24 protein-coding genes are annotated in these 24635 nt (G+C 50.8%); 18 read left to right on the forward strand and 6 right to left on the reverse strand.

What is annotated here, in order from left to right; genetic code table 11:
* Positions 1 to 8: 8 nt before the first annotated feature.
* From CWB99_RS10670 to cyaY, 3 genes are read right to left on the reverse strand one after another with little or no spacing between them, the layout of a single operon-like run.
* Positions 9 to 890, reverse strand: a complete 882-nt coding sequence (locus CWB99_RS10670; RefSeq protein ID WP_138553045.1) for a DUF2914 domain-containing protein — start codon at positions 888 to 890, stop codon at positions 9 to 11.
* 17 nt (positions 891 to 907) lie between these two features.
* On the reverse strand, positions 908 to 1561 hold the full coding sequence (locus CWB99_RS10675; protein WP_138553046.1) for an alpha/beta hydrolase: 654 nt from the start codon (positions 1559 to 1561) through the stop codon (positions 908 to 910).
* Positions 1561 to 1881: an iron donor protein CyaY gene (gene cyaY / locus CWB99_RS10680; RefSeq protein ID WP_010387071.1), complete on the reverse strand. Its 321-nt coding sequence runs from the start codon at positions 1879 to 1881 to the stop codon at positions 1561 to 1563. Before cyaY ends, CWB99_RS10675 begins: the two co-directional genes overlap by 1 nt.
* A gap of 127 nt (positions 1882 to 2008) precedes the next feature.
* On the opposite strand from cyaY, the gene lptM reads away from it, so the two are divergent.
* From lptM to CWB99_RS10715, 7 genes are all read left to right on the forward strand, one after another.
* Positions 2009 to 2206 (forward strand): LPS translocon maturation chaperone LptM, encoded by a 198-nt coding sequence (gene lptM / locus CWB99_RS10685; protein WP_138553047.1) that lies wholly within the window; start codon positions 2009 to 2011, stop codon positions 2204 to 2206.
* A complete protein-coding gene (lysA, locus tag CWB99_RS10690; RefSeq protein WP_138553048.1) occupies positions 2207 to 3460 on the forward strand; it encodes a diaminopimelate decarboxylase in 1254 nt (417 codons plus the stop codon). It begins immediately after the preceding gene.
* Positions 3461 to 3550: 90 nt separating this feature from the next.
* The gene (dapF, locus tag CWB99_RS10695) at positions 3551 to 4381 is read left to right on the forward strand and encodes a diaminopimelate epimerase (RefSeq protein WP_138546627.1); all 831 of its coding nucleotides are present in this window, start codon (positions 3551 to 3553) and stop codon (positions 4379 to 4381) included.
* Complete coding sequence (locus CWB99_RS10700; RefSeq protein WP_138553049.1) at positions 4378 to 5022, forward strand: DUF484 family protein; 645 nt, start codon at positions 4378 to 4380, stop codon at positions 5020 to 5022. Before dapF ends, CWB99_RS10700 begins: the two co-directional genes overlap by 4 nt.
* Positions 5019 to 5963, forward strand: coding sequence for a tyrosine recombinase XerC (gene xerC, locus CWB99_RS10705; protein ID WP_138553050.1), 945 nt, complete (start codon positions 5019 to 5021; stop codon positions 5961 to 5963). Before CWB99_RS10700 ends, xerC begins: the two co-directional genes overlap by 4 nt.
* 59 nt (positions 5964 to 6022) lie before the next feature.
* Positions 6023 to 6727, forward strand: a complete 705-nt coding sequence (locus tag CWB99_RS10710; RefSeq protein WP_138553051.1) for an HAD-IA family hydrolase — start codon at positions 6023 to 6025, stop codon at positions 6725 to 6727.
* A 115-nt stretch (positions 6728 to 6842) separates the two neighbouring features.
* Complete coding sequence (locus tag CWB99_RS10715; protein ID WP_138553052.1) at positions 6843 to 8342, forward strand: peptide MFS transporter; 1500 nt, start codon at positions 6843 to 6845, stop codon at positions 8340 to 8342.
* A gap of 31 nt (positions 8343 to 8373) precedes the next feature.
* Here CWB99_RS10715 and CWB99_RS10720 read toward each other — a convergent pair whose 3' ends face one another.
* Positions 8374 to 9672, reverse strand: coding sequence for a hypothetical protein (locus CWB99_RS10720; protein WP_138553053.1), 1299 nt, complete (start codon positions 9670 to 9672; stop codon positions 8374 to 8376).
* Between the two features lie 80 nt (positions 9673 to 9752).
* On the opposite strand from CWB99_RS10720, the gene CWB99_RS10725 reads away from it, so the two are divergent.
* From CWB99_RS10725 to CWB99_RS10745, 5 genes are all read left to right on the forward strand, one after another.
* Positions 9753 to 10634 carry a dTDP-4-dehydrorhamnose reductase family protein gene (locus tag CWB99_RS10725; protein WP_138553054.1) on the forward strand — a complete coding sequence of 294 codons (882 nt, stop codon included), beginning with the start codon at positions 9753 to 9755 and terminating at the stop codon, positions 10632 to 10634.
* A 6-nt stretch (positions 10635 to 10640) separates the two neighbouring features.
* Positions 10641 to 11774, forward strand: coding sequence for a retropepsin-like aspartic protease (locus tag CWB99_RS10730; protein ID WP_138553055.1), 1134 nt, complete (start codon positions 10641 to 10643; stop codon positions 11772 to 11774).
* Positions 11775 to 11818: 44 nt separating this feature from the next.
* Positions 11819 to 12511: a pseudouridine synthase gene (locus CWB99_RS10735; protein ID WP_432760831.1), complete on the forward strand. Its 693-nt coding sequence runs from the start codon at positions 11819 to 11821 to the stop codon at positions 12509 to 12511.
* A 194-nt stretch (positions 12512 to 12705) separates the two neighbouring features.
* The gene (locus CWB99_RS10740; protein ID WP_138553057.1) at positions 12706 to 13578 is read left to right on the forward strand and encodes a multidrug transporter; all 873 of its coding nucleotides are present in this window, start codon (positions 12706 to 12708) and stop codon (positions 13576 to 13578) included.
* A gap of 88 nt (positions 13579 to 13666) precedes the next feature.
* Positions 13667 to 14719 (forward strand): GGDEF domain-containing protein, encoded by a 1053-nt coding sequence (locus CWB99_RS10745; protein ID WP_249331829.1) that lies wholly within the window; start codon positions 13667 to 13669, stop codon positions 14717 to 14719.
* On the opposite strand, the gene CWB99_RS10750 is transcribed toward CWB99_RS10745, so the two are convergent.
* Positions 14716 to 17007, reverse strand: coding sequence for a penicillin acylase family protein (locus tag CWB99_RS10750; RefSeq protein WP_138553059.1), 2292 nt, complete (start codon positions 17005 to 17007; stop codon positions 14716 to 14718). The genes CWB99_RS10745 and CWB99_RS10750 overlap by 4 nt on opposite strands.
* A 285-nt stretch (positions 17008 to 17292) precedes the next feature.
* Between CWB99_RS10750 and CWB99_RS10755 the strand changes: the two genes are divergently transcribed.
* The 6 genes from CWB99_RS10755 to folX all read left to right on the forward strand — a co-directional run bounded on the left by CWB99_RS10755 (position 17293) and on the right by folX (position 24108).
* On the forward strand, positions 17293 to 20607 hold the full coding sequence (locus CWB99_RS10755) for an ATP-binding protein (RefSeq protein WP_249331831.1): 3315 nt from the start codon (positions 17293 to 17295) through the stop codon (positions 20605 to 20607).
* Between the two features lie 131 nt (positions 20608 to 20738).
* Positions 20739 to 21356, forward strand: a complete 618-nt coding sequence (locus CWB99_RS10760) for a YceH family protein (RefSeq protein WP_138553060.1) — start codon at positions 20739 to 20741, stop codon at positions 21354 to 21356.
* A 94-nt stretch (positions 21357 to 21450) separates the two neighbouring features.
* The gene (nadE, locus tag CWB99_RS10765) at positions 21451 to 22287 is read left to right on the forward strand and encodes an ammonia-dependent NAD(+) synthetase (RefSeq protein ID WP_138553061.1); all 837 of its coding nucleotides are present in this window, start codon (positions 21451 to 21453) and stop codon (positions 22285 to 22287) included.
* 148 nt (positions 22288 to 22435) lie between these two features.
* Positions 22436 to 23143 carry a dihydromonapterin reductase gene (folM, locus tag CWB99_RS10770; RefSeq protein ID WP_138553062.1) on the forward strand — a complete coding sequence of 236 codons (708 nt, stop codon included), beginning with the start codon at positions 22436 to 22438 and terminating at the stop codon, positions 23141 to 23143.
* Between the two features lie 35 nt (positions 23144 to 23178).
* The gene (gene folE, locus CWB99_RS10775) at positions 23179 to 23733 is read left to right on the forward strand and encodes a GTP cyclohydrolase I FolE (RefSeq protein ID WP_046005883.1); all 555 of its coding nucleotides are present in this window, start codon (positions 23179 to 23181) and stop codon (positions 23731 to 23733) included.
* A gap of 9 nt (positions 23734 to 23742) precedes the next feature.
* A complete protein-coding gene (gene folX / locus CWB99_RS10780) occupies positions 23743 to 24108 on the forward strand; it encodes a dihydroneopterin triphosphate 2'-epimerase (RefSeq protein WP_054017373.1) in 366 nt (121 codons plus the stop codon).
* Between the two features lie 17 nt (positions 24109 to 24125).
* On the opposite strand, the gene CWB99_RS10785 is transcribed toward folX, so the two are convergent.
* Positions 24126 to 24551 (reverse strand): YqaA family protein, encoded by a 426-nt coding sequence (locus CWB99_RS10785; protein ID WP_138553063.1) that lies wholly within the window; start codon positions 24549 to 24551, stop codon positions 24126 to 24128.
* Positions 24552 to 24635 lie beyond the last annotated feature (84 nt).

Here is a 24635-nt window from a genome sequence, read left to right on the forward strand (position 1 = left end):
TTTGCTCGCTATTGAGCGGTTGCAATAATTCTAAAAGTTTTCTGTGCCAACAGCCGGTCATCAGCGGTGATCGCTTCAATCCGCCACTGGCCACTTTGGCTTGGCATTATATTTTTGCTGGAGTAGGTCCGATGCCGATAGGCACTGATAGGCAGCTCAATTTCTGCCATCAACTGATCCTGATGAAACCACAGGTGCCGTATAGTTTGCCCCTGCAACCCTCGCACTTCGGTAAAGAAATACAACTTTTCCGAAAAGGCACTTTGCTCAACGCTGTCTTTAAGTACATTGACCGGCTCCCGATCAACAACCTCTGTGGTCAGTACCGCACGGCTCACGTGAGTGGTATCAACTTGTGCAGCCATGGCCACACTGGCAATCCGGGCGTCTTCAGCAAACTGTTTGGCCGTCTCACTGTCAAATCCATTGTCAGGTTCGTCCACCTGTACGCCTGCATGCGCCACCACGGCTTCATCGTTCAGCTCACCAGACTCTGACTCACCAGCCGCGATTGTCGCCGTTTCAGACTCAGTCGTACTAACGAGCTCGTCAGTCGGCTGGGCCACCAGCTCGGGGAGCAAATCTTCCGTGTCAGGCTGAACGTCTTCAACAGCTGCTACGCGTGCCGTATCAGTAACGAGCACATCGTCTGCAATAACGTCAGACACAGTGCTTGCTTGCTCAGGGCTCTGATACGCATCTACCACCTCAACGGGCTGTTCGTCCGCACTCACCGAGTTCACTATCCCATAAAACGTGGCTGCCAAGCCAATTGCAGCCACGCTACCAACCACACCAATGCGGCGCCAATGATATTGGTAGGTGACGGGCCTTGCCGGGACCTCGTTCGCTTTGGTTACTGCGGTTTTAATCACAATACGTTGTGTCATGGGTGCTCACTCTGTTGTCACGTTAGCCTGGCCAGTAACCAGGTGCGGATTGCCTCCAGCTCTTCCTGGCAAACCTGATGCTGCATCGGGTAATCCTGCCAGCTAACTTCGTAGCCTTGAGCTTGTAAGGTGTCAAAGGCTTGCCGTCCAGCCACCATAGGGACGACAGGATCTAAGCTGCCATGGGCCATAAACACGTTCAGGTCGGCCTGCACAGCTTCCTGTGCCAGCTTATCTGGTGCACACATATAGCACGACAGGGCCATCACGCCACCTAACCGCACTTTTAAACGCGGCGCCAGGTGCAATGCCATCACGCCACCTTGTGAGAATCCAGCCAGAATAATGCGCTCTGGTGGTATGCCAGCGTCCAGTTCAGCGTCAATCAGTGCCTGAACCAGCTTCGCAGAGTCTCTCACACCCGCTTCGTCGGCTCTTTTATCCAGATCAAAAGATTTGATGTCATACCAGGAGCGCATCACCATACCATTATTCACGGTCACTGACTGCTCTGGCGCGTGCGGGAAAATAAACCGCACACCCAGCTCGGCAGGTAGCCTTAACTCAGGTGCGATCGGTAAGAAGCCCTCTCCGGAATCGCCCAGACCATGTAACCAAATCACGCTTGCCCTGTGGGTTCCCTGGGCCGGGTACTCTACAAATGACAGCATCAGTCGTGCTGCCACTCTATGGTCTGACCCGCCTGGCGTGTTGCTGCATCGCTCATAAACTGCCAGAACTCGGCACCACTGCGGTTATCTATCCACTGCGTATCGCGCAGCTCAAAATGATGCCCGTTAAACTTAGTTGCAACCCACACCTGGTGCAGTGGAGCTTGCTTGTTAATCACTATTTTGCTGCGGTCCGGAAAAATGATCTCCAGGATCCCGGATGCCGATTCATAATCCAGGTCAACCTCACAGTCGTCAATTTGCTCCTCAATGGTCAACATTAACGCGTCGGCTAACTCGTGATACTCATGATCTGTCATAGCTTGATCCTTACTGTGCAAACCCCGAAAGTCCGCTACTTTAGCGGAATTAAATTTACTTTCTAAGCTGCTTTTTTTACCAATTCTGTTACTCTGCGATTATAAAGGCACTGACATCATTAATCTAATGAAAGCGACATACACTCAATTTAGCCTATTTACCCTGATCTTGACCAGCCTCTTGCTGCTAAGTGCATGCGGTCAGAGTGGGCCTCTATATTTACCTGAACAACGCCCCCAACCGACCAATGCGCCCGAGCAAGCACCTCAGCATGCTCAGGATATCGCACCGTCTGAGGACGATGATACGAAACAGGAGTCGTAAATGGATTTCTTTCACTACCAGGATAATCAGCTGCATGCAGAGCAGGTCGCCATTCGGGACATCGCCGAGCACTATGGCACGCCCTGCTATGTGTATTCTCGAAAGACGCTGGAGCGCCACTACCACGCGTTCACCGACGCGGCCGCAGGGCACCCACATTTAGTCTGTTATGCTGTTAAAGCAAACAGCAACATCGCGGTACTGAATGTACTGGCAAGGCTGGGTGCCGGGTTTGACATAGTCTCGCAAGGAGAGTTAGCTCGGGTGCTCAAAGCTGGCGGCGATCCGGCCAAAATCGTGTTTTCCGGCGTAGCAAAAACCGCACAGGAAATCGCTTTTGCACTCAAAACCGGCATTAAGTGTTTTAATGTCGAATCCGAGGCAGAATTGCGTCGTATCAGTCAAGTGGCCAGTGAACTCGAATTGCTCGCGCCGATTTCAATTCGGGTCAATCCGGATATAGATGCCAAAACACATCCTTATATTTCGACCGGGCTAAAAGAAAACAAATTCGGTATTGATATTAAAGAAGCCTTCAATGTCTATCAGCTTGCCTGTGCTTTGCCCGGCATTGATGTTGTGGGCATTGATTTTCACATTGGCTCCCAGCTCACCGAAGTCACTCCGTTTATTGCTGCTCTGGATAAAGTGCTTGCACTGGTAGAGACACTCGCATCGGCTGGCATTACGCTCAGGCATCTGGATATTGGTGGCGGTCTGGGCGTGCCCTATGACAGCGAAAAGCCACCCCACCCCAGTGCCTATGCCGCTGAGGTTAAAGCCCGGCTCGCCGAGTACCAACATCTGGAACTGATCTTTGAGCCAGGCCGTGCTATTGCCGCAAATGCCGGGATCCTGGTTACCAAAGTTGAATACCTTAAACCAACCAAAGACAAGCACTTTGCCATTGTTGACGCCGGCATGAATGACATGTTGCGCCCTTCTCTGTATCAGGCGTGGCAACAGATCATTGCCGTGACACCGCGCCAGGATGATACGCCGCTGTACACCTATGATGTTGTAGGGCCGGTGTGCGAGACAGGCGATTTTATTGGTAAAGATCGACCACTGGCAATTCAGCCTGGTGACTTGTTGGCCCAACGTGGTGCCGGTGCCTATGGCTTTACCATGAGCTCGAATTATAACTCACGCCCGCGCATTGCAGAAATCATGGTCGATGGGGATGCCTGTCACCTGATCCGCGAAAGAGAGACGCTGGAATCCTTGTGGCAAGGCGAGCAAGTGCTTCCGTAATGACGCGCGGCATGGCAAAGTAAGGTTATCACAATCATAAAATAGGTGCGGTACCTGCTGGCCACCGGCACCAAATATAGATAAGGCTTTATGTTTGTAAATTTTTCTAAGATGCATGGTTTAGGCAATGATTTTGTGGTCGTTGATAATGTGACCCAGAATGTTTTTTTGTCACGCGACCAGATCCGTAAACTGGCACACCGTAATTTTGGCATCGGCTTTGACCAGCTGTTACTGGTTGAGCCGCCCTACTCACCTGATCTGGATTTTCATTATCGGATCTTCAATGCCGACGGTACCGAAGTAGAACAGTGCGGTAATGGCGCTCGCTGTTTTGCGCGCTTTGTCCGCATGAAAGGCCTGACCAATAAGCATAAAGTGAGTGTGTCTACCAAAGGTGGCAATATTACTCTGTTCACCGAAAAAGACGGCCAGGTTACGGTCAATATGGGCAAACCCGAATTTGCACCAACGCAAATCCCATTCAAAGCAAAGCAACAGGAACAAACCTATATTCTGCGTGCACAGGAACACACTGTCTTCTGCGGTGTCGTGTCTATGGGTAATCCACATTGTGTAATAGAGGTTGAAGATATCGACCAGGCAGAGGTTAACACGCTTGGTCCCCTGCTTGAGCAACATGAACGTTTTCCAAAACGTGCTAATATTGGTTTTATGCAAATTATCAACCGTGAGCACATTAAATTGCGAGTCTGGGAGCGGGGCGCGGCTGAAACATTAGCCTGCGGCAGCGGCGCATGTGCCGCAGCAGTCGTCGGTATTGCTCAGGATAAACTGGCCAGCACCGTGCGGGTCGATTTACCGGGCGGTAGCATTCAGGTGCGCTGGAATGGCCCGGGCCAGAGCGTTAAAATGACCGGTCCTGCGGAACACGTATTCGACGGACAAATCGCCTTATGAGTAATGACGCAGGCTCACTGACACATCAGCAGGTTCAGGACTTTCTCCACCACCACCCCGAGTTTTTGCTGCAACATCCTTACCTGTTGCTTGAGCTGAATCTGCACAACGAATCTCAGGGCGCACCTAATCTGGCTTTATTACAGCAGCGCACTTTGCGTGAGCGCAATCAGCAACTTGAAAAACAGATCGCACAGATGGTTGCGCATGCAAATGAGAATGAACAGATTTATCGTCTGTTTAGTGAGTGCCAGCGACGCCTGTGGCAGTGTCAGGATGTGTCTTCACTGACCGATTTACTGAGTCATGAGTTGACTCAATTACCCAAAGTCAGTCATTGCCAGCTGATCAATTTACAAGAAGACAATGAACAGGTGCGTGCCGTCAGCGCATTGCAACGCAGCCGTCTCAAAGATTCGAGCTGTTATCTGGGTCGCCTGAGCAAGACCGAACGCACCGGGCTGGTCGAAGACGCTCAGTGTCAGTCCTTTGCGTTATATACGTTAGGTGACAGTGAGGCCCCCAAAGCCCTGCTGTTATTTGCCAGTCATTGCGCCGATCACTTCGCCCCGGGTAACGGCGACCTGTTCGTCAGTGAACTGGTCACTTCCCTGGCACTTCGATTACACCATCTGGCATGAGCAAACCGCATCTCGATGTGAATCCAAATGACCTCGGTCCGGGCTGGCTGGAACCGATTGCTGAGTTTGCTGCTTACCTGCAGTTTGAACGTCACTACTCGGCACATACGCTGGGCCAGTACCGACGTCAACTGTTGCAGGCCGCCGCTTTTTTTGCACCTCATTGTGACCACTGGCTGGCAGTCAGCAGTGAGCTGGTCAGGCGCTATTCGATGCAACTGCGCACCCGCCAATACAACCCGCGCAGTATCAACCTGAAACTAAGCTGCATACGAAGCTTGTATAAATTTTTACAGCACAAGCACCAGGCCCACGCCGAAACGCCGAATCCGGCTCAGGGGTTACGCGGTCCTAAATTTCAAAAGCCCCTGCCAAAAAGTCTGGATGTCGACCAAATGGCGCAGCTTCTGGATATTCAGGACGATGATGTTCTGGCACTGCGAGACAAAGCCATTATGGAGCTGATGTACTCCAGCGGACTGCGTGTCAGTGAGCTGGTTAATGCCAACCTTCACGACATCCGTGATGGCGAGATCCGGGTGCTGGGTAAGGGCAATAAAGAACGTGTCGTACCGGTTGGCACCAAAGCGCTGGAGGCCATCACACTCTGGCTCAAATATCGCCCTCAGTTTGCCACGGCAGAGGAGCCTGCGTTGTTTGTCAGTAAGCGCAAAACGCGCATTTCAGCGCGTCACGTGCGTGCCAGAATGCAGGAATGGGGGATCCGTCAGGGGATCTCAGGCACCATTCATCCTCACAAACTGCGCCATTCCTTTGCCACCCATTTACTCGAATCCAGTGGTGACCTGCGGGCCATTCAGGAAATGTTAGGTCACGCCAGTTTATCCGCCACTCAGGTTTATACTCATGTCGATTTTGGCCATCTCGCCAAAGTGTATGACAACGCCCATCCCAGAGCACGCAAACAGCGTAAAGACTGAGTAGGTCTTTGACCATTAATTAGGTAAACTCTGGCAGACTTTCAGTAAAGAGAAGTGTTATGCGATTTAACCGTGCCATTGATGAGATCCAGGTTCTGAGCTTCGACCTGGATGATACTTTGTATAACAACCACCCAGTGATCGCCGCTGCGGTTCAGGCCATGAACGACTACGTCAATACACTTGCGCCCTGGCGTGCTCAGGGGCCAGAGTTTTGGTTAAAGTGCCGTAAACAGGTTGCACTTCAGCACCCTGAATTGACCAATGACGTTACCCGCTGGCGTCAAGTGGCATTGCGCTTTGGTTTACAGCAAGCCGGCTTCAGCCCTGCTGAAACAGAGACGCATGCCGAAGCGGCCTATCAGGCGTTTGCAACAGCACGCAGTCAGATAGACGTTGATCAGTCTGTGCTTGACCTGTTAGCCAGCCTGAGAACACGATTCCGGCTGATCGCCATCACCAATGGCAACGTCGAGGTGGAGCGTTTTAACCTTGCAGGTCAGTTTGAGCAGGTACTGATGGCCGGCAGAGATGGTCGCGCCAAACCCCATACTGACCTGTTTGATGCAGCCTGCCAGCACTGCAATGTGGCGCCTAATCAGCTACTGCATATTGGTGACAGCCTGGATACCGATGTGCAGGGCGCAAACCTGGCGGGTTGCCGCAGTGTGTGGCTCAATAATCAGGGAGTCCGGTATCGTTATCAGGGGCTGGCAGATATTGAAATCTGCGATATTCATGCCCTGTCGTTATTACTCACTTAACACTATCCGTCGGTTGTGCGCTCGGCCACAGGTGACCCTACTTCTGTTGCAAACTTTTAACAAATCACGTACTAATAAGACTTTCGTATAATAAAACAACAATCGGAAGTCTATTATGTCATCGCAGGATACTCATCTTGATACGGGGTTTTTTGGCCACCCGAAAGGCTTATCTACGCTTTATTTCACTGAAATGTGGGAGCGAATGAGCTACTACGGCATGCGTGCGCTCTTGGTGCTTTTTATGACCGCCTCTTTACAAGAAGAGGGCCTTGAGTTCACCGTTGCAGCGGCTGCCGCTATCTACGGATTGTACACCGGTGCGGTGTACTTTCTGGGGTTGCCCGGAGGCTGGATAGCAGACCGTCTGCTGGGCGGTCAACGCACAGTCTGGTATGGCGGTATCATCATTATGTGCGGCCACATTGTACTGGCCATTCCAGCCCATGAAACTTTTTTTATCGGTCTGATCCTGGTTGCAGCGGGTACCGGCCTGCTGAAGCCGAATATCAGCGCCATGGTTGGTCAGCTGTATCGCGATGAAGATGAGCGTCGTGACGGAGGCTATGCCTTGTATTACATGGGGATCAATGTGGGCTCAGTACTAGGCTACACCATTTGCGGTTACTTTATGGAAAACCTGGGCTGGCACTGGGCATTTGGTGCCGCCGCAGTCGGCATGGGCGTTGGCCTGATCCAGTATCGTAAAACATTGGGTTATATCGCACATGTTGGCGATAAACCCAGCAGCCCGCTGCCTCCAGAGAAAGCCCGTAAAGCCTGGTCAGTCATCATTGCCGTTATCGCCGCCGTTGCCGGTGTGGTGGCACTGACCTACACAGGTGTGCTGGTCATCAATCCGGTTGTTGTCGCCCAGTACGTCGCAATCGCTTTTACCCTTATCTTTTTGGCCTATTACGGATTTATTTATTTTGCGGGCGATCTGGAGCATGATGAAAAGCGTAAGATGTGGGCACTGTTCCTGGTCTGCGTGGCCTCAGCCTGCTTCTGGTCAGGGTTTGAGCAAGCCGGTTCTTCATTGAATCTGTTTGCCAGAGATTATACCGACCGACTGCTTGGCGGATTTACGATTCCGACAGCCTGGTTTCAGTCCACTAACTCCTTTTTTATCATTGTACTGTCTCCGTTTTTCGCCGCACTGTGGATCAATCTGGCTAAACGTATGATCTCGCCCTCATATACAGTAAAATGCGCGATTGGCCTGGTGATCATGGCCAGCGGTTTTATTGTTATGTTTTTTGCAGCTCAGTATGCAGCTCAGGGCCTCAAAGTTGCACCTATGTGGCTGGTAACCACCTACTTCCTGCATACCGTCGGTGAACTATGCCTGAGCCCGGTAGCCCTGAGTGCGGTGAGTAAACTGTCTCCTAAGCGGTTTGCTGGCCAGATGATGGGCGTGTTCGTTTTAACCTACTCGATAGGCAATATCATCTCTGGTTTGCTGGCAGGAAATTTCGATCCGGAAAATGTCGAGCAAATGCCAAACTTATATCTTCAAATTAGCCTGTTTTGTATCGGCGTGGGGATCCTGGTTGGCCTGTTTGGCTTGCGTGCCAAAATCTGGGAAGGCCAGAACCAGCAACAAACCGCATAATGTGCGAGGGCCGGTTCAAACCGGCCCTTTCTTAGCGTTTGTAAATGACACTACCAGCAACGACTTTGTCATGTTCCACAAAAAAGTGTCCAAACCAGACATCATTCTTGATGGTGACAACACCATCTTCGAGTGTCTCCAGCGCTTCCCCCAAGCTTGCTGCATTCGCATTATAATACAGCTCTCCCAATAGCCAGGGGTTCATACTAAATAAGGTATTAGCCTGCCACAACTCTGCATTTCGAATGTTGATTGGCTCCAGTAACTCTAGCTGTTTGATTTGCGCGAGAGAGTTCATTGTCATGATTTGGCTACAGCCTGTCATATAGATGCGATAGCCTTGATGTGAAACGATATTAACCAGATCAGGCTTATGTTGTTGTATATACTGCTCAATGGAACCACTGTCATAACAGTGTGGGTTGGACCACTGCGGAGGGAGTGCTGGCAAACGGCCAATTTGTAATGCTTCAAGCCGAATACCGGTTTCGTCATCGGATAGCTTTACACGAGAAGCACTGACCAATGGGAACATTTTTTCAAGCTGCAGCAATTGATGCTCATTCAGGAACTCTTTATGAGGAGATTGAATAGCGTCGCCAGACACATCAATTACGAAATCCAGAGGGTGCATTTCAATTAGATTGTGCACAGATGTCGGGAACAGGAATTTTGCATATTGATAACCAATCAACTTATCCTGTTCGAAAAAAAGGACATGATTGCGGCCAATCGCAGCCATGCGCAAATCGGCTGCAAACTGCCAGGTCAAACTAAACCGCCCCATCAGTTGCTCGACTTGGTCATAGCTAGTGCCCAGCTCAATACCAAATACGCTATTGACTGTAATCTGCGTTTCAGGCACCGTGACTGTTTTAGGAGAGTCCAGCACTTGCAGTGACATTTGGTGATCTATACCGTCAGACTTTTGTGCCAAGAATCGATCATTTAGCTTGGCTGCTGATGAAACAAGGTGATGACTGCGGCACTCAACCACCGGCTCAACCGTTAGTGCCCCTTGTATAATGGCTTTGTTGATCCGGGATGCCACAACTGCATGGCTAGTAAAATACAATGAATCAACTTGAACCCCATTAGGGAACTTAGTTGACTGACTGAGTAGCTGCTCATACAGCATTTCCTTCACTATTTGTGTGACTTCAAGATCATTCTGAGAAAGGCGCTGAGTATACTCTGCACGAAAGGTAATCGGCTTTTCCGTGTCATCCAATGTACAATCACTACCTATGGAGTAAATGCTCTGGGCCGAAGTTGCGCCTGAAAAAACGAGAAACAACATGCTAGATGCGAAAAAATTGTGTAACTTCATAGTACTTCCTTCTACGTTGTTATTTTTGATTTCCAAATTTTAATAGAACATAATTTATTCAACGAATCAACGGAGTTGTCATGCAGACCATCGCCATCACCGGCGCGACCGGGTTACTGGGACGCACGCTTGTCAAAACGTTAGAAGCCCATTACCACATTGTTGGCTGTGGATTTCGCCGGGCCACCCCACCTCTGGTGTCTCTGGACTTATCAGACAAAGACGCGGTCAGCGCTTTTCTGGATGAGTACGTGCCGGATGTACTCATCCATGCCGCCGCAGAGCGCAAGCCAGATGTTTGTGAAAACGACCATGCGCAAACGCTCGCTTTGAATGTCGCAGCCAGTGAACATCTGGCAAAACAGTGCAACCAGCGTGGCATCCGATTGTTTTTCATCAGCACCGACTATGTTTTTGATGGCGTAAACCCGCCATATGTCGAACAAGCCACGACCAACCCGCTCAATTTTTACGGTCAGAGCAAACAACAAGCCGAGCTGGCCGTTTTAGCAAGCGATCCCACACATTGCGTTATACGAGTACCTGTCTTGTATGGTGATGTCGAATATCTGGCGGAATCCGCAGTCACGGTGATCGCCGAACAACTCAAATCGGACCCACACAGTGCCCTTGACGACTGGGCGATCCGCTACCCGACTCATGTTGAGGATATAGCTTTGACTCTGGCAGATCTGATTGCATTGCCAAAAGCGCAATTAGGTGGGATTTATCATGTGTCCGATACTCAGGCACTGACCAAGTATCAGATGGCTCAGCTCATTGCATCCGCGCTGGGGTTAGACGGATCAAGCCTTGTTGCCTTACCTGAGCCCACACAAAGTGCGACTCGTCCTCATAACTGTGCACTCAAAGACACCCGTTTACACACACTAGGCATAGCGCATCACCGAGACTTTGCTGCTGCGATAGGTGCCGTGCTTAACCAACATTTGCAGGGATAATACGTCATGCGGGTGAAGTCTGCGCTTCTGGGCCTTTCTTTGGCACTCAATGGTTATCTGGGCTGGCAGCTATATCACTCATCAACAGCGGTGCCCCCCGGTGCCAAAGTCCCGCTACCGGCTGCGCCTGCCCCCGTTCTACCTGCCAGCTCAGACCGAATACCTGCCTCACTTACTCAGGCCCAACAGGCATTTCAGCAGGGTCGCTATGAACAGGCGCTGGCCTATCTGTTACAGACACATCAGACCCACCCTGGAGCATCAACCCGTCATGCCAAGCAATGGTGGCAATGGATCACTGCACACCTTGAGCAAAGCAGCGAGGCGCAGCTGTTTGCCCAGTTAGCTCTGGTGCAGGGTTACCTCAGGGTCGATCCACAAGCGCTTGTGGTACAGCGCCTTGAAATTCGCCTTTATCAGTCGCTGCAACAGCCCGATGAAGCGCTCACGCGACTGATGGTCGCCTACCGAAGCAACCCCACGTACTCTCACTGGCAAACTCTGATTGATGACTTGCTGATACCTCGTCTGGTTGAACTGAATCAGCAGCAGAAGTGGCATGAACTACTGATGCTTGCAGCGCCCTGGTACGATGAAAAGCCGCATATGCTGGCACTACTGACGCACCAGATAGAGGCGCACCTGGCATTGTTGCAACCTTCCGAAGCGCTGTTTTTGATTGCACAGGCAAACGATACATTGCGCCACCACCAGGATATAGAAGCGCTTTACAATCAGGCTCTGGCACTACAACAGGGTGTGACGCATGTGCCGCTACGCCGTCTGGGCAGTCACTTTGTGCTTGAAGCTCAGCTTGCAGGCAGCACCATTGAGCTGATGATCGACACAGGGGCCAGCGTGACCTCACTTACCAAGCAGCAATTTGCCGCATTGGATCAGGCAGTTGAATATCTCGACACCAGAACGGTGTCCACGGCCAATGGCCTGACTAATGTGGAGTTCTATCAAAGTGAGCACATGCAGATTGGTGACCAGATCAAAGGCCCAATGCAGTTTGCAGTGATGGATGAGATGCGCGCTGGTCCGGGACTACTGGGCATGAACTTCCTGCGCCATTTTGATTTTGACATAGACCAGCATAATGCCGTGCTGATTTTGCGTCCTCGCAGTCAACCTTGATATACTGAACTTTTTGCTCTCAGGCCATTTCAATTATGCAGCCAATGCGCTTAGCCAAATACCTGAGCCACTGTGGTGTTTGCTCCCGCCGCCAAGCTTCTCGTTTGATCGACGCTGCTGAGGTCAGGGTGAACGGTCACCCGGCAAATCACATTGATCATGTTACCGACGCCGACCATATTACTGTGAGTGGCACACCGATCACAGGTCCAGCCCCTAAACAATTATATCTGTATCACAAACCGGTGGGCATCGATTGCAAACTGCGCGCAGATGACCCCAGCAGTCTGATCCACCACCTTCCACCTGGTGCGCGGGTCTACCCCATTGGTCGCCTGGATAAAGACAGTCGCGGACTGTTACTGCTTACCAACGACGGTGAACTATGCAATCGCCTGATCCACCCGGACCACCACCAGGAAAAAGAATATCGCGTCGTCGTCAACAGACCATTTGATCCACACTTTTGCGCCCGTATGAGTGCCGGTGTCCCCGTCGATGGGGTGATGACGCAAGCTTGCCGGGTAGAACCGCTCACAGAGGATACCTTTACTATCGTATTGAAGCAGGGAATGAATCGTCAGATCCGCAAAATGGCACGGCATTGCGGCTATCGGGTGATCGATTTATATCGAACACGTATTGCAAACCTGGTACTGGATGCAGAGGCTCTGCCTGCGGGGCAGTATCAGCCCATTCCATTCACTCAACTGGTATTAGAAGAAAACAAAAAATAGTACCGCCCAACCAACATACTGGGCGGTAAAAGTAGCATCGGTTCACAGTATAGCGAGCTGCTGACAGCAACACACTGCGGCATATTGTCGCACCACTATTTTTCCTCATTATGCTGAATATTTTTCAAGGCACTGGTAATTCGCACCTTGCCCGGTTAGTTTCTGTGTTCCGATATCATCAGAGTTCATACCCTATGGAGTGGATAGCGTTTACCTGTCTGGCCGCATTTAGTCAGGCCTGGCGTAATGCCCTGCAAAGTCGCCTCAGTGAACATGCCAGTGTGGCCAGCGTGACGCTCGCCCGCTTTCTACTCGCCACCCCGCTGGCTGCCCTGTATCTGCTGGGTCTGTATCACTGGCAAGCAGCTCCGGCGCTGACAATATCGGCGCCATTGCTAGGCTATGTACTGGGTGCCAGTATCATGCAGATCATCGCCACAGGGCTGATGGTGATGCTGTTCAAACGCAACAACTACGCCGTCGGTGTGGGCCTGGCTAAAAGCGAAGCCCTGCTTGCGGCAGTGCTGGGGATGGCTTTTTTCGGCTCACACCTTAGTCCATTGGGCTGGCTGGGTGTCCTGCTCGGTGGGGTGGCAGTCCTGATGCTTAGCGGCGTGACATTGCGCCACTTTGCCCCCGCCACCGCACTACTCGGACTGGCCTGCGGAGGCGCATTTGCGCTGACCTCTTTGTGGGTCAGAGAGGGCAGCCTCACCGCGGGGCTGCCCTTTCCACATAGCGCTGCCTGGGTGCTGTTATTGGTACTCTCCTGTCAAACCCTGTTGCTGGCCAGCTATCTGAGTTATGCGGAGCACAACTCCTGGTACACGTTGTGGCAGCAGCGTCGGCTCACCAGTGCCATCAGTGTTACCAGCTGTATCGGATCTATCGGCTGGTTTAGTGCGATGAGCCTGCAGCATGTGGCCTATGTCAAAACACTCGGTCAGATTGAGGTCTTCTTCACTCTCGCCATCGCGTTTTGGTGGTTAAAAACCCCCGTTGCCAGACGTGATACTCTCGGACTGTTGCTTATCGCCCTGGCTGCCATTTTGGTAATGATGGGCTAGGTTTCTGGTGCAAAGTAAATTTTCAGGGAAAAATAGCCGGCACTTTCTATACTGAAGATATCGCAACAATCATGACTGAGTGCCTTACGTGCCGATTGCACAACATTTTTATAGTCAGCCTGATGAGGTTGAACTGGTCAAAGTGAAACTGTTTAAGCAGGTCGCTTATTACTGTTTATGCTTACACCTGCTGTTTATTTTTGCCTTCTGGTACAGCCATGTTTATATTCTGGCCATCGCCAATATCGCCAGCGTTGCCGCCTGGGCATCAGGTATACATCTGCTCAATCGGGGGCACAGCCACCTGGCCCTCAGGGTGTTTTGTATCGAAGTGACCGTCCACTCCGTGCTGGTCTGCGCCACGCTCGGTATGGACTATGGTTTTCAGTATTACCTGTGGACCATTGCCTGCATGTTACTTCTGGATCTGCAATTAAAGCTGCGACTCGCCATCACTTTGTCTTTAAGCTTAATTGTGTTGTTTGCTGTCCTGTTTGAACTTTATGGCACGGTCAATACCACCTTTGTATTCCACGACTACGCCCGACCCATCCACTTTATCAATGTATTTATCTGCGGCCTGCCCATGATTTACGTTATTGGGCAGATCCGCGAAAGCACCTTTATTCAGCGTCGGCAGCTGGCGACTCTGGCCGCGAGAGATCCACTTACTAACTTATTCAATCGCCGCTATGCCAAGGAGCTGATCTTAAGGGCCCATGCCAGTTGTGCGCACAACGACCAGTCGCTGTGTGTGGTGATGGCCGATCTGGATCATTTCAAACAAATCAATGATCAGCTGGGTCATGATATGGGTGACGAAGTACTGCAAACCGTGTCAGATATTCTGCACAAACATGTGACCGATCAGGATATTGCTGTGAGATGGGGCGGAGAGGAGTTCCTGTTGGTACTGGTCGACTGCAATCTGGAACAAGCAGTTCATCGTTTGGAAACACTGCGCCAGACTCTTGAAATGCAGCAGTTCAACGGCAATGAGCTCACCGCAACCATGAGCTTCGGTGTGGCTCTGTGGCACACCGCCCTGCCCTTTTCAGTGGCGCTACAATTGGCCGATGACGCGCTGTATACCAGCAAGGCACAGGGCCGCAATCGTGTGACCGCAGCCCAGGCCAGTTAGTTCATGGGGGTAAAGGTGATACGGTGGCTGATTTTACCCGGTAACAAGGGCACCGCTTCACCTCGTGCGTAACCATTAAATCCAGCCCGATAAAACGGCGATAATGGATGACCACTTTGACCACCAGCAACGCTCATGATCGCTTTATCAAGGTGCCCGGGCTGAGCTATAAATCGTTGGGAAGCGCCAAATGCGGGTTTTTGTACTGCTGGCATATAGCTGTCACCAAACCCCGGGACCACTGGCATATCCAGCAAACCGCTGAGCAGTGGGATCTGTCGGCTAAATGGGTGTTTGACTTCAAGCTGATTTACTCGCCCCCACTGCCATGCTGCCATTTCGCTCCCTTCAGACTCCCGCAGTTGTACTTTGGCCGCCTCATAGGCCGCGAGTAACAGGGCGTCCCAGTCACTGTAGTTTTGCAACCACTGCGAAGGTTGCTGAGATACCAACTGCCACACGGCTGGCTCAAGATATCGTTTAAGAGGCGACAAGCTGCCATCAGCCTGTTGCAGGGTATTTTCTACCGGGGCAAACAACAGGTCAATTGTCTGATCTCGAAATCGCCTGACCAGTGTATAGCCGACCGAGTCTGGACAGGCACAAGCCTGCCAGTCAGCCAAATAGGCAAGATCGCGTGAGTAGCGCGCTTTACGACTCTCAAGTAACTCGCTCAACAACTGGTGCCAGGGCATCAGAAAGCGCGCCTCATTATCGAGCTGTAAACGCATAAAATCGGCTTCGTTAAACTGGGATTGTGCCATCAGCCGGTCGCGGATCTGCTGAGCCCGAGCACCCAGTGCGTAACCCCCATCACCAAATCGCTGGTGTTGTTGTGCCGATACAACCCGGGAGTTCGCAGTCCAGATCTTGCCATCCGCGGGATTTTTCACGACCGGACGGTGCACTTCGTTACTTTGCCAGTCCATACTGTAATCCTGGCTGGCAACGGCCAAATCACTGGGGGACTGTCGGGCTGGCACAGCACCGGTCGGCCGCCAGGCCGCATTTCCGCTGGCATCGACAACCACCAAATTCTGAACCGGAATAGCGATATGTTCAGCCCGCCGTAGTGCATCATCAACAGACACGGCTTGCTCCAGCCCGGTCAAGCCAAGATTAACTGCGTAATCCCGGTGTGCCACCCAGCTCAACGCATACGCGCCGTCCTGGATCTGCTTAACAGGGCCGTAGTCACTTAACGTCAAAGCAAATTCCTGACGCTTCCCATCGGGTAATCGCAGCACTTCTGTAACCTGCCAGGTTTTATCAACATCCGGATTGAGCTTGATCCAGTCTGCGGTATCCAGATAGCCATTGGTGAATCCCCAGGCAATATGATTGTTACTGCCCACCACAATAGCTGGTGCACCTGGTAAGGTCACACCAGATACCTGGACGGGAATGCCAGCGGCAGTGTTGTAATTAAGTTGTGCCCGATACCAGATGGCTGGTGTGTTCAGGCCTAAATGCATATCGTCCGATACCATTGCTGCCCCCGTATCAGTATGATTCCCGGTCACCGCCCAGTTGTTACTACCATAAAGCGGTAGCTCCTTAATCTGATACCAAACATCAAAGTGTGCAATGTCACTTATTTTTGGTATAATAACCCCATCTTGATGGACTTCACTCCCATCGAGTGCAGCCTGGTAGTTACTGGGTTGAATAATAAAATCCACCATTTTCTGCCCAAGTAAAGACTCAACTAAAATAAGCGCCTCATCCCTTTTCAAGGTACTTTCTTGTAAATCCAGGTACATACTAAAAATGACCAGCAGACTATCCTCTGCTTTCCAGGGCCTGGCCTCTGCACCTAACAAGAGATATTCAAACCCTTTCATACCACTTTGTGCTTGCCCTTCATTTACGCCCTGGGCATAGCGCGCAAGCAAGGTCTGATCTGACTTGGGTAGCTGCTGCAAGATAGTCTGGCTTCGAACACGAAACTGGTGAAACCGTAAACGCTTGTCAAGCTCAATGGCCGCTTCTCCAAATAATTCACTCAGTTCTCCAGCGGCATTTCGACGCAATAAATCCATTTGAAAAAAGCGATCCTGACCATGTGCAAAGCCCAACGCATAAGCGGCATCCTCGCGGTTTTGCGCCGTAATCACACTTTGACCCAGCGCATCTCGTTCCAAGGTTAACGGTGCACCTATCGCCGTTGACTGACCCTGCCCGTCGAGCGCAGGCAAGCTTAATGATAAGATCCCGTACACGACCGCACTGCCAGCCAGTGCCAGCAACACCAGAGTCGCAACAGTACGTCTTAACCAAGTCAGCATACTCTCTCCTTATTGTGAGTGATTAATGACCTAGCCAGCTTAGCGCTAAATACCCTGTATTGCATTACCGTATTGCATGACAGATCTGTGAATCCCGTTTGGAACATGTCGTCACTGGCGATAAAAAGAGTCGCCGCAACAAGTGCTTTGGTTCGCGCTCGATACCACGGTGGGCGTACCATCAGCGTCGGCAGGATTTTTCAGGTATAAATTACCTTGGGTCTTGGCGAGTTTTCATACAGACAACTATAGTTAAATGATTCAAGGATACTTTTTCACGTTTACATGCAGACCATACACGTGCTGTCGTCAAGGAAAGCCTTTTTAACCCGCTTTATAGTGGGCGCACTTTTATTGGTGATCCTGGCAGCAGGCTGGTACATCGATGGCATCAACGAACGCCGCCTGATTGAGATTGAGAAAAACCGCACTTATGAAGAGCTCAATGTTTATCGCACTCAGATAGAAGGCACGTTGGCTGCGAATATTCAGTTGGTTCGGGGGCTCGCCATTGCCCTTGCGCCTCAACCAAATCTGGATCAGACACAGTTTGAGCGCTTTGCCGCCCCCTTGTTCGAAACCAGCAAAGTATTGCGTAATGTGGGCGCGGCACCCGATATGGTACTGCAAATGGTGTACCCGCTCGAAGGAAATGAAAAAGCGATTGGGCTCAATTACCTCACCCACCCACAGCAAAAGAAAGACGCCACTAAAGCCAGAGACACTCGTAATATCGTCCTGGCCGGACCGTTAGAGCTCATTCAGGGCGGCATGGCGCTGATCGCACGGATCCCCGTGTATGTTGATAACGACAGTTTTTGGGGACTTCTTTCGGTCGTTATTGATATGCCCAAACTGTATGAACAAGTGTCACTAAATAAGCTCGAAGGAGATTATCTGATAGCGATCCAGGGCAGAAATGGCCTGGGCGATAGCGGTGAATACTTCTATGGCTCGCCTACCATTCAGGAGCATAATCCGCTGGCATTTACCATTCATGTGCCATCGGGTAGCTGGGTAATGTACGCAGCTCCGCGCTACGGATGGCAGGCTTCATCAGCCGCATTATGGCCTTTTCGACTGGCACTGCTGACCATAGTGATATTCTTTTTCTGCGCATTTTCGTTTTATACACGCTTGCTTTCGGAGTTAAAAAACAAAACCAATGCGTTGACCAATATGGGCTCGCTGGCGAAAGTGGGTGCCTGGTCGGTTGACCTGGCGTCTCATCACATCACGCTGTCGGATGTAACACGCCAAATCTTTGCCGTACCATCACACTTTCAGCCCACCTGGATGAGTAGTACCGAGTTTTTCAAAGAAGGGCCCCATCGCAAGAAGTTTCAGGATCATATGACTCAGGCGATCAAATATGGCAAACCCTTTGAGGATGAATTCATCGTCCAACCACACAAAGGGCAAGAATGTTGGGTGCTCATCAAAGCTCAGGCAAAACAGCACAATGGCTGGACCACACAGGTATTTGGCTCAGTGCAAAACATCAATGATCGTAAGCTAATGGCGATAGAGCATGAAAAAGTGGCCAGAAATAATGAGTTGCTGGCCCAACTCAGTACCCATGAGGCCATCCTCAACAATCACACCGATCGCGCCCAGGAATTATGTACAGATGCTGTTTGCCAGGCCGCTCGCGCATCTCGTGCCAGTATCTGGCTACTCAGTGACGATCATACACTGCTTTATCCAACCTGTTTCAGCAATACCCGTCGAGACAGCTTGCAGCACTTCCCCCCCTGGCGCAAAGCGACCTTGCCAGGCCTGTTTTCTGCGGTGCTCAGCAAGCAAATTATAGAGGCCAGTACAGCAACCAAACACCCAATCACCCGACCTCTGGCCGACCAATACCTCGACCCTTTTGAAGTCGAAGCCATGCTCATCACGCCCATTCTGCATCGCGGCGCTGTGTGCGGGATACTCTGTACTGAATATGGTGATCCTTACCCGGACTGGACGGACAGTGACAGGCGCTTTGTGCATGCCATTGCCGCAATGCTGGCCAGTTTATTCAGCGGGCAACAACAGCAGCAGGCTAAACGTAAAGCGATTATAGAAAAAGAGCTGGCTGAACAATCCGCCAAAATTAAGGCCGACTTTCTGGCCAGTATGAGCCACGAAATCCGCACCCCGATGAACGGCATTATTGGTATGCTGGAGATACTTGGTAATTCGCAACTCACAGACACACAACAGCGTAATCTGTCGCTTGCTCAAAGCTCAGCGGAGTCACTGCTCACTATCATTAACGACATACTGGATTTCTCCAAAATTGAAGCCGGCAAACTGAATATTGAGCAAATTGAATGTGACCTGATCCAGATTATCAGTGACTGTTTTGCGGCCTTTGCGCCACGAGCCAATGACCAGCAGACTGAACTCTTTATCGATAGTCGAAATATGCAATATCAGTACGCTAAGACTGATCCGCACAGGCTCAAACAAGTGCTCAACAACCTGCTTAGCAATGCCGTCAAGTTTACCGAAGGCGGTAAGGTGACTCTGACATGTTATACCGAGCGCACCAGTGACCAGTCACGCTTATGGTGCAGTGTCGAAGACACAGGCATTGGGATTAGCAAACAACAGCTGAGTAAAATTTTTGATTCTTTTACACAGGCCGATCCCTCAACCACGCGCAAATTCGGTGGCACGGGGCTGGGGCTCACCATAGCCAGACAGTTATGTGAACTGATGGGCGGCGCTCTCAACGCTTACAGCAAGCCCAGTATTGGCAGCACCTTTACGTTTTATATTGAGCTCAGCGATCCACAACCCATTCGGGCGTTGGACGCCAAAAATGACAGCCTGTATGTTATTGATGCGCACTCACCTTCCGATCTGGCTGCGCGGCATATGCTGGATGCCTGGCATATCCCAACTGAGCACTTTGAGAACGTGGCGCAAATGCTTGAGTTTTACAACACCAAAGAATCGCATAAGCCTGCTCTGATCATTGCCACAAAAGTGCTCAGCCACTCGTCGGACTCAGACATACAGAGCCTGATAAAGCTGATAAAAGTCAAGCAGCTCAACTATGCGCTGCTGTGCCACACCATGCAGGAAACTGAAGCCTGGCCTCAGTTTTCATCCAATAACCTGCTGCTTGCGCCCCTGACCCCAGCCAATGCCTTATCTTTAGTGAAACGCAAAGAGCCCATTGCCGCAAAAATCGCAGAAGACGTCTGTCTGGATGTCGATATTCTGCTTGTAGAAGACAACAAGATAAACCAAACCGTAGCAACCACCCTGCTCGAAAAGCTGGGCGCCCATGTCACGTGTGCTCACAATGGTCTGGCGGCGATTGGCCACCTCAAGGTACGAGAGGAGCCTTATGCTATCATTCTCATGGATTGCCAAATGCCAGAGATGGATGGCTACACAGCCACCAAAGAGATCCGTGCAGGCATAGCGGGCGAGCAACACCAGCAAACACCTATCATTGCCCTGACGGCGAATGCCATGGAAGGTGATGAAGAAAAGTGTCTGGCTGCCGGTATGGACGCCTACCTTAGCAAGCCCATCAATTTTAATGCCCTGAGCAAAATGTTACAGCGCTGGGTCGATGAAGCCAAAACCTGCTGATAAGGCTAATGAAAGTGCACTTCATTCATCTGAGGCCACTAGGCAAGGCCGCTCAAATCGCATAGAGTTAAGCCATGAAAAAACCTGATCTGCTGCACACGACCGGCAGCACATTATACTAGGGAAGAGATATGAATTTATCCAAGATCGAACAGCGGATCATTGGCTGTCTGCTGGAAAAACAGACGACAACGCCAGATCAGTACCCACTCTCACTCAATGCACTGACCAATGCGTGCAATCAGAAATCGAACCGGGAACCTGTGATGTCTCTGACCGAATCTGACGTACTGGACACCCTGGCTCAGCTTGAACAAAAGCGTATCGTCGTGTGTGACGAAGGGCTATCCGGCAGGGTAAACAAATATCAGCACCGTTTTTGTAATAGCGAGTTTGGTAGCCTGAAACTGACCGAACAACAGCGCGCCATTGTCTGCTTGTTGTTGTTACGCGGGCCCCAGACCCCCGGAGAATTACGCACCCGCAGTGGCCGTCTGGCAGAATTTGCAACGGTTGGCGAAGTAGAGGCTGCACTGAATGAACTGCAACAACAAGAGCTCGCCATGCGCCTGGCCAGAGAGCCCGGAAAACGAGAATCACGCTACCAACATCTGTTCGGTAACCCAGAGGATTACGAACAAACAGAAGTAAGTACATCAGAAGCAACTGTGAATCTGGATGAACTGCTGCAGGAAATCGATCAGCTCAAACAGGATCTACAAACCATTAAGCAGCACCTGGGCCTGTGAAAAACAGATCTAATCTGTAACAAATTCAAGTAAACTTAGAACAATCAGACATAATTGGACCAGCCGTAGAATACGGGTGGTAAGAGGAAACACCATGCGTGAAGCGATCATCGCTGAAATGAAAGTTCAGCCTACCATTGATGTCGCGGCGGAAGTCGCCCGACGTGTTCAGTTTATTAAACACACGCTGATTTCAGCCCACTGCCATAGTCTGGTTTTGGGGATCAGCGGCGGTGTTGACTCCTCAACCTGTGGCCGCTTGTGTCAGCTGGCGATTGACGAGCTGAATGCCGAGCAAGGTTGTCAGGATTATCAGTTTATTGCCATGCGCCTGCCATACGGTACTCAAGCTGACGAAGACGAAGCGCAGCAGGCGCTGGCGTTTATTCAACCCAGCAAACGCTTAACCGTTAATATTAAGGCGGCTGCTGATGCTATGCACGAGCAGGCACTTCAGGCTATGCAAGACAGCGACACAACAGTGCCCAACGCCACCCTGGTTGATTTTGTCAAAGGCAATGTCAAAGCCAGACAGCGTATGGTTGCACAGTATGAAATCGCTGGCCTGACAAGAGGTCTGGTGGTCGGGACCGACCACAGTGCGGAGAACATCACCGGCTTTTATACCAAATTTGGCGATGGCGCCTGCGATTTAGCACCGCTGTTTGGCCTTTCAAAACGACAAGTGCGGGCATTGGCCGACTACCTGGGTGCGCCACAATCACTGGTACATAAAACCCCGACGGCTGATCTGGAATGCGATCGCCCAGGGCTTGCCGATGAGGAAGCACTTGGCCTGAGCTATGATGACATTGATGACTTCCTGGAGGGCAAACCTGTCAGTCTAGATGTTGAGCAACTGCTGATCGGTATTTATCAGAAAACACAACACAAACGTCAGCCAATCCCCACCATCTACGACAGTGAATAAGTGACAGATGCAAGGCCCTGTGATCTGGTCTGCGTTATCTCACGTACAAGGCCAGACGCACAACGCGGGGCTTAACTCGGGTGCCAGCGCTGCTGCGCGCCCGATTGCGCACTTTACTCGTTAAACCTGCAAAGAAGGATACATGCCAATGACATCGCCGATTTTGATTACCGGAGCCGCACAACGTGTAGGGCTGGCGATGGTTCAGCACTTTATTGCTGAAGACATCCCCGTGATCATGACATATCGCACAAAACACCCGATCATCGATACGCTGATTGAACAAGGCGTGACCTGTATTCAGGCCGACTTTAATCAGCCGGGTGCCGTTGCAACACTGATCGCACAGGTCCAGCAGCATACCAAGGCGTTAAGCGCCGTCATACACAATGCATCGAGCTGGGACTGTGAATCGAGTAATCCGGATCACAATGCACTCTTTGATGCCATGATGCACATACATGCCAAGGTCCCCTATCTGCTTAATATGGGCCTGGCACCTTTGCTGCAAAACCATGAAAGTACGGCCGATATCATTCATATTACAGATTATGTGGTCGAAAAAGGCAGCCCAAAACACATTGCTTATGCTGCCAGCAAAGCAGCACTGGATAACCTCAGCCGCTCCTTTGCAGCTAAGTATGCACCTAAGATTAAAGTGAACTCAGTGGCACCGTCGCTGATCATTTTCAACGAGGATGACAGCGAAGAATATAAAGCTAAAACATTGAAGAAATCCATCATGGGCATTGAGCCGGGCTGTCGAGAAGTGATCGACGCCGTCGAGTTGCTGCGTAAAAGTAATTACATCACCGGTCGCACCCTGGCCGTTGACGGAGGCCGCCACCTGAAATAGCAGGCCTGAGCGAATCAACTACAGTGAGTTTTATTATGCATGAAGAATTAAAAAGCAGTTTCCAGCAAATTATCACCGCCGTTGGCGAGGACAAAGATCGTGAAGGGCTGCTTGATACCCCGAAACGTGCAGCTAAGGCCATGGAATATCTGACTCAGGGCTATCGCCAGGAGTTGAGTGATGTGACCAACAATGCCGTATTTAGCTCTGATGCTGATGACATGGTTCTCATCCAGGACATCGAGCTTTATTCAATGTGTGAACATCACCTGCTACCCTTCGTTGGTCGTGCACACATCGCTTACATTCCCAATGGCAAGGTGTTAGGCTTATCTAAGTTTGCACGCATTGTGGATATGTACGCACGCCGCTTCCAGATCCAGGAACAGCTAACCCATCAGATTGCGAAGGCAGTCGAAGAGGTTACCGGAGCCCGCGGTGTGGGCGTGGTGATCGAAGCCAAACACATGTGCATGATGATGCGTGGTGTTGAAAAACAAAATTCACAGATGCGTACTTCAGTCATGCTGGGTAACTTCCGTGAAGACGCCAAAACACGCAATGAATTCTTACAACTACTAAAACGCTAAGGACCACTTATGCACACGGCGATCATCAATATTACCAATCTGAGGTTACGCACTTTCATCGGGTTCAATCCCGAAGAAAGAGAAAAAAAGCAGGATGTTGTGATCAATATCGAGATCCATTACCCCGCCGACGCGGAGTGCTTATTTCATGATGAAGTCGGCCATGCGCTGAACTACAAAACCATCACCAAAGCCGTGATCGCCAAAGTGGAAGACGGCCACTTTTTGCTGCTGGAGAAGCTGGTTGCAGACATTTTGACTGAGTGCCACCAGCATCCGGATGTCAGTTATGCCAAAGTCAGGGTCGATAAGCCACATGCACTGCGCTTTGCGGATTCCGTGTCCTTAACACTAGAATGGCGCAAACCTGCATGACCTTTTCTGGCAGCGGTTTACACTAAGCCAGCTGCCAGCCCTATCACCATAGCATAGCGTAAGCCCTTACCAAGAAATACCAACAACAAGAAAAGCCCAAATCGAACGCGAAATACGCCCGCAATCAGGGTCAATGGGTCGCCAACTATGGGTAACCAGGCAAACAACAAGCTAAAGGTGCCATACTTTTGAAACTGCCTTTGCGCTTTATCCATGGCTGATCTGGAAACCGGAAACCAGCGCCGTCCCTCAAACCTGCTTACTGCGGTCCCCAAATAGTAGTTGACCACACTGCCCAGTACATTGCCCGCAGTCGCACTTAGCCACAATAACCACAGCGCGCCTTGTTGCTGTACAACCAGTCCTGTCAGCAACAGTTCCGAAGAAGCCGGTAGCAAAGTAGCGGAAATAAAGGCAGATAAAAACAACGAAGCATACAACATAATAATGGACGTCTACCAATGGCCGGTGTAATTCTGAGTTGGGTCTGTTTCTGAGGAGGGCAAGCGGATACATCGCTGAAACTT

This window comes from Pseudoalteromonas rubra, from assembly GCF_005887095.1.
Classification (GTDB): Bacteria; Pseudomonadota; Gammaproteobacteria; order Enterobacterales; family Alteromonadaceae; genus Pseudoalteromonas; species Pseudoalteromonas rubra_E.

What these genes read in the sequence shown, in the direction of transcription:
- folX (WP_054017373.1), top strand. Translation starts at nt 23,743, where the DNA reads ATGCACACGGCGATCATCAATATTACCAATCTGAGGTTACGCACTTTC.
- CWB99_RS10740 (WP_138553057.1), top strand. Translation starts at nt 12,706, where the DNA reads ATGGAGTGGATAGCGTTTACCTGTCTGGCCGCATTTAGTCAGGCCTGG.
- lysA (WP_138553048.1), top strand. Translation starts at nt 2,207, where the DNA reads ATGGATTTCTTTCACTACCAGGATAATCAGCTGCATGCAGAGCAGGTC.
- CWB99_RS10670 (WP_138553045.1), bottom strand. Translation starts at nt 890, where the DNA reads ATGACACAACGTATTGTGATTAAAACCGCAGTAACCAAAGCGAACGAG.
- CWB99_RS10700 (WP_138553049.1), top strand. Translation starts at nt 4,378, where the DNA reads ATGAGTAATGACGCAGGCTCACTGACACATCAGCAGGTTCAGGACTTT.
- CWB99_RS10710 (WP_138553051.1), top strand. Translation starts at nt 6,023, where the DNA reads ATGCGATTTAACCGTGCCATTGATGAGATCCAGGTTCTGAGCTTCGAC.
- dapF (WP_138546627.1), top strand. Translation starts at nt 3,551, where the DNA reads ATGTTTGTAAATTTTTCTAAGATGCATGGTTTAGGCAATGATTTTGTG.
- folM (WP_138553062.1), top strand. Translation starts at nt 22,436, where the DNA reads ATGACATCGCCGATTTTGATTACCGGAGCCGCACAACGTGTAGGGCTG.
- CWB99_RS10755 (WP_249331831.1), top strand. Translation starts at nt 17,293, where the DNA reads ATGCAGACCATACACGTGCTGTCGTCAAGGAAAGCCTTTTTAACCCGC.
- lptM (WP_138553047.1), top strand. Translation starts at nt 2,009, where the DNA reads ATGAAAGCGACATACACTCAATTTAGCCTATTTACCCTGATCTTGACC.
- CWB99_RS10675 (WP_138553046.1), bottom strand. Translation starts at nt 1,561, where the DNA reads ATGCTGTCATTTGTAGAGTACCCGGCCCAGGGAACCCACAGGGCAAGC.
- CWB99_RS10750 (WP_138553059.1), bottom strand. Translation starts at nt 17,007, where the DNA reads ATGCTGACTTGGTTAAGACGTACTGTTGCGACTCTGGTGTTGCTGGCA.
- folE (WP_046005883.1), top strand. Translation starts at nt 23,179, where the DNA reads ATGCATGAAGAATTAAAAAGCAGTTTCCAGCAAATTATCACCGCCGTT.
- CWB99_RS10735 (WP_432760831.1), top strand. Translation starts at nt 11,819, where the DNA reads ATGCGCTTAGCCAAATACCTGAGCCACTGTGGTGTTTGCTCCCGCCGC.
- CWB99_RS10725 (WP_138553054.1), top strand. Translation starts at nt 9,753, where the DNA reads ATGCAGACCATCGCCATCACCGGCGCGACCGGGTTACTGGGACGCACG.
- CWB99_RS10715 (WP_138553052.1), top strand. Translation starts at nt 6,843, where the DNA reads ATGTCATCGCAGGATACTCATCTTGATACGGGGTTTTTTGGCCACCCG.
- CWB99_RS10730 (WP_138553055.1), top strand. Translation starts at nt 10,641, where the DNA reads ATGCGGGTGAAGTCTGCGCTTCTGGGCCTTTCTTTGGCACTCAATGGT.
- cyaY (WP_010387071.1), bottom strand. Translation starts at nt 1,881, where the DNA reads ATGACAGATCATGAGTATCACGAGTTAGCCGACGCGTTAATGTTGACC.
- nadE (WP_138553061.1), top strand. Translation starts at nt 21,451, where the DNA reads ATGCGTGAAGCGATCATCGCTGAAATGAAAGTTCAGCCTACCATTGAT.
- CWB99_RS10785 (WP_138553063.1), bottom strand. Translation starts at nt 24,551, where the DNA reads ATGTTGTATGCTTCGTTGTTTTTATCTGCCTTTATTTCCGCTACTTTG.
- xerC (WP_138553050.1), top strand. Translation starts at nt 5,019, where the DNA reads ATGAGCAAACCGCATCTCGATGTGAATCCAAATGACCTCGGTCCGGGC.
- CWB99_RS10720 (WP_138553053.1), bottom strand. Translation starts at nt 9,672, where the DNA reads ATGAAGTTACACAATTTTTTCGCATCTAGCATGTTGTTTCTCGTTTTT.
- CWB99_RS10760 (WP_138553060.1), top strand. Translation starts at nt 20,739, where the DNA reads ATGAATTTATCCAAGATCGAACAGCGGATCATTGGCTGTCTGCTGGAA.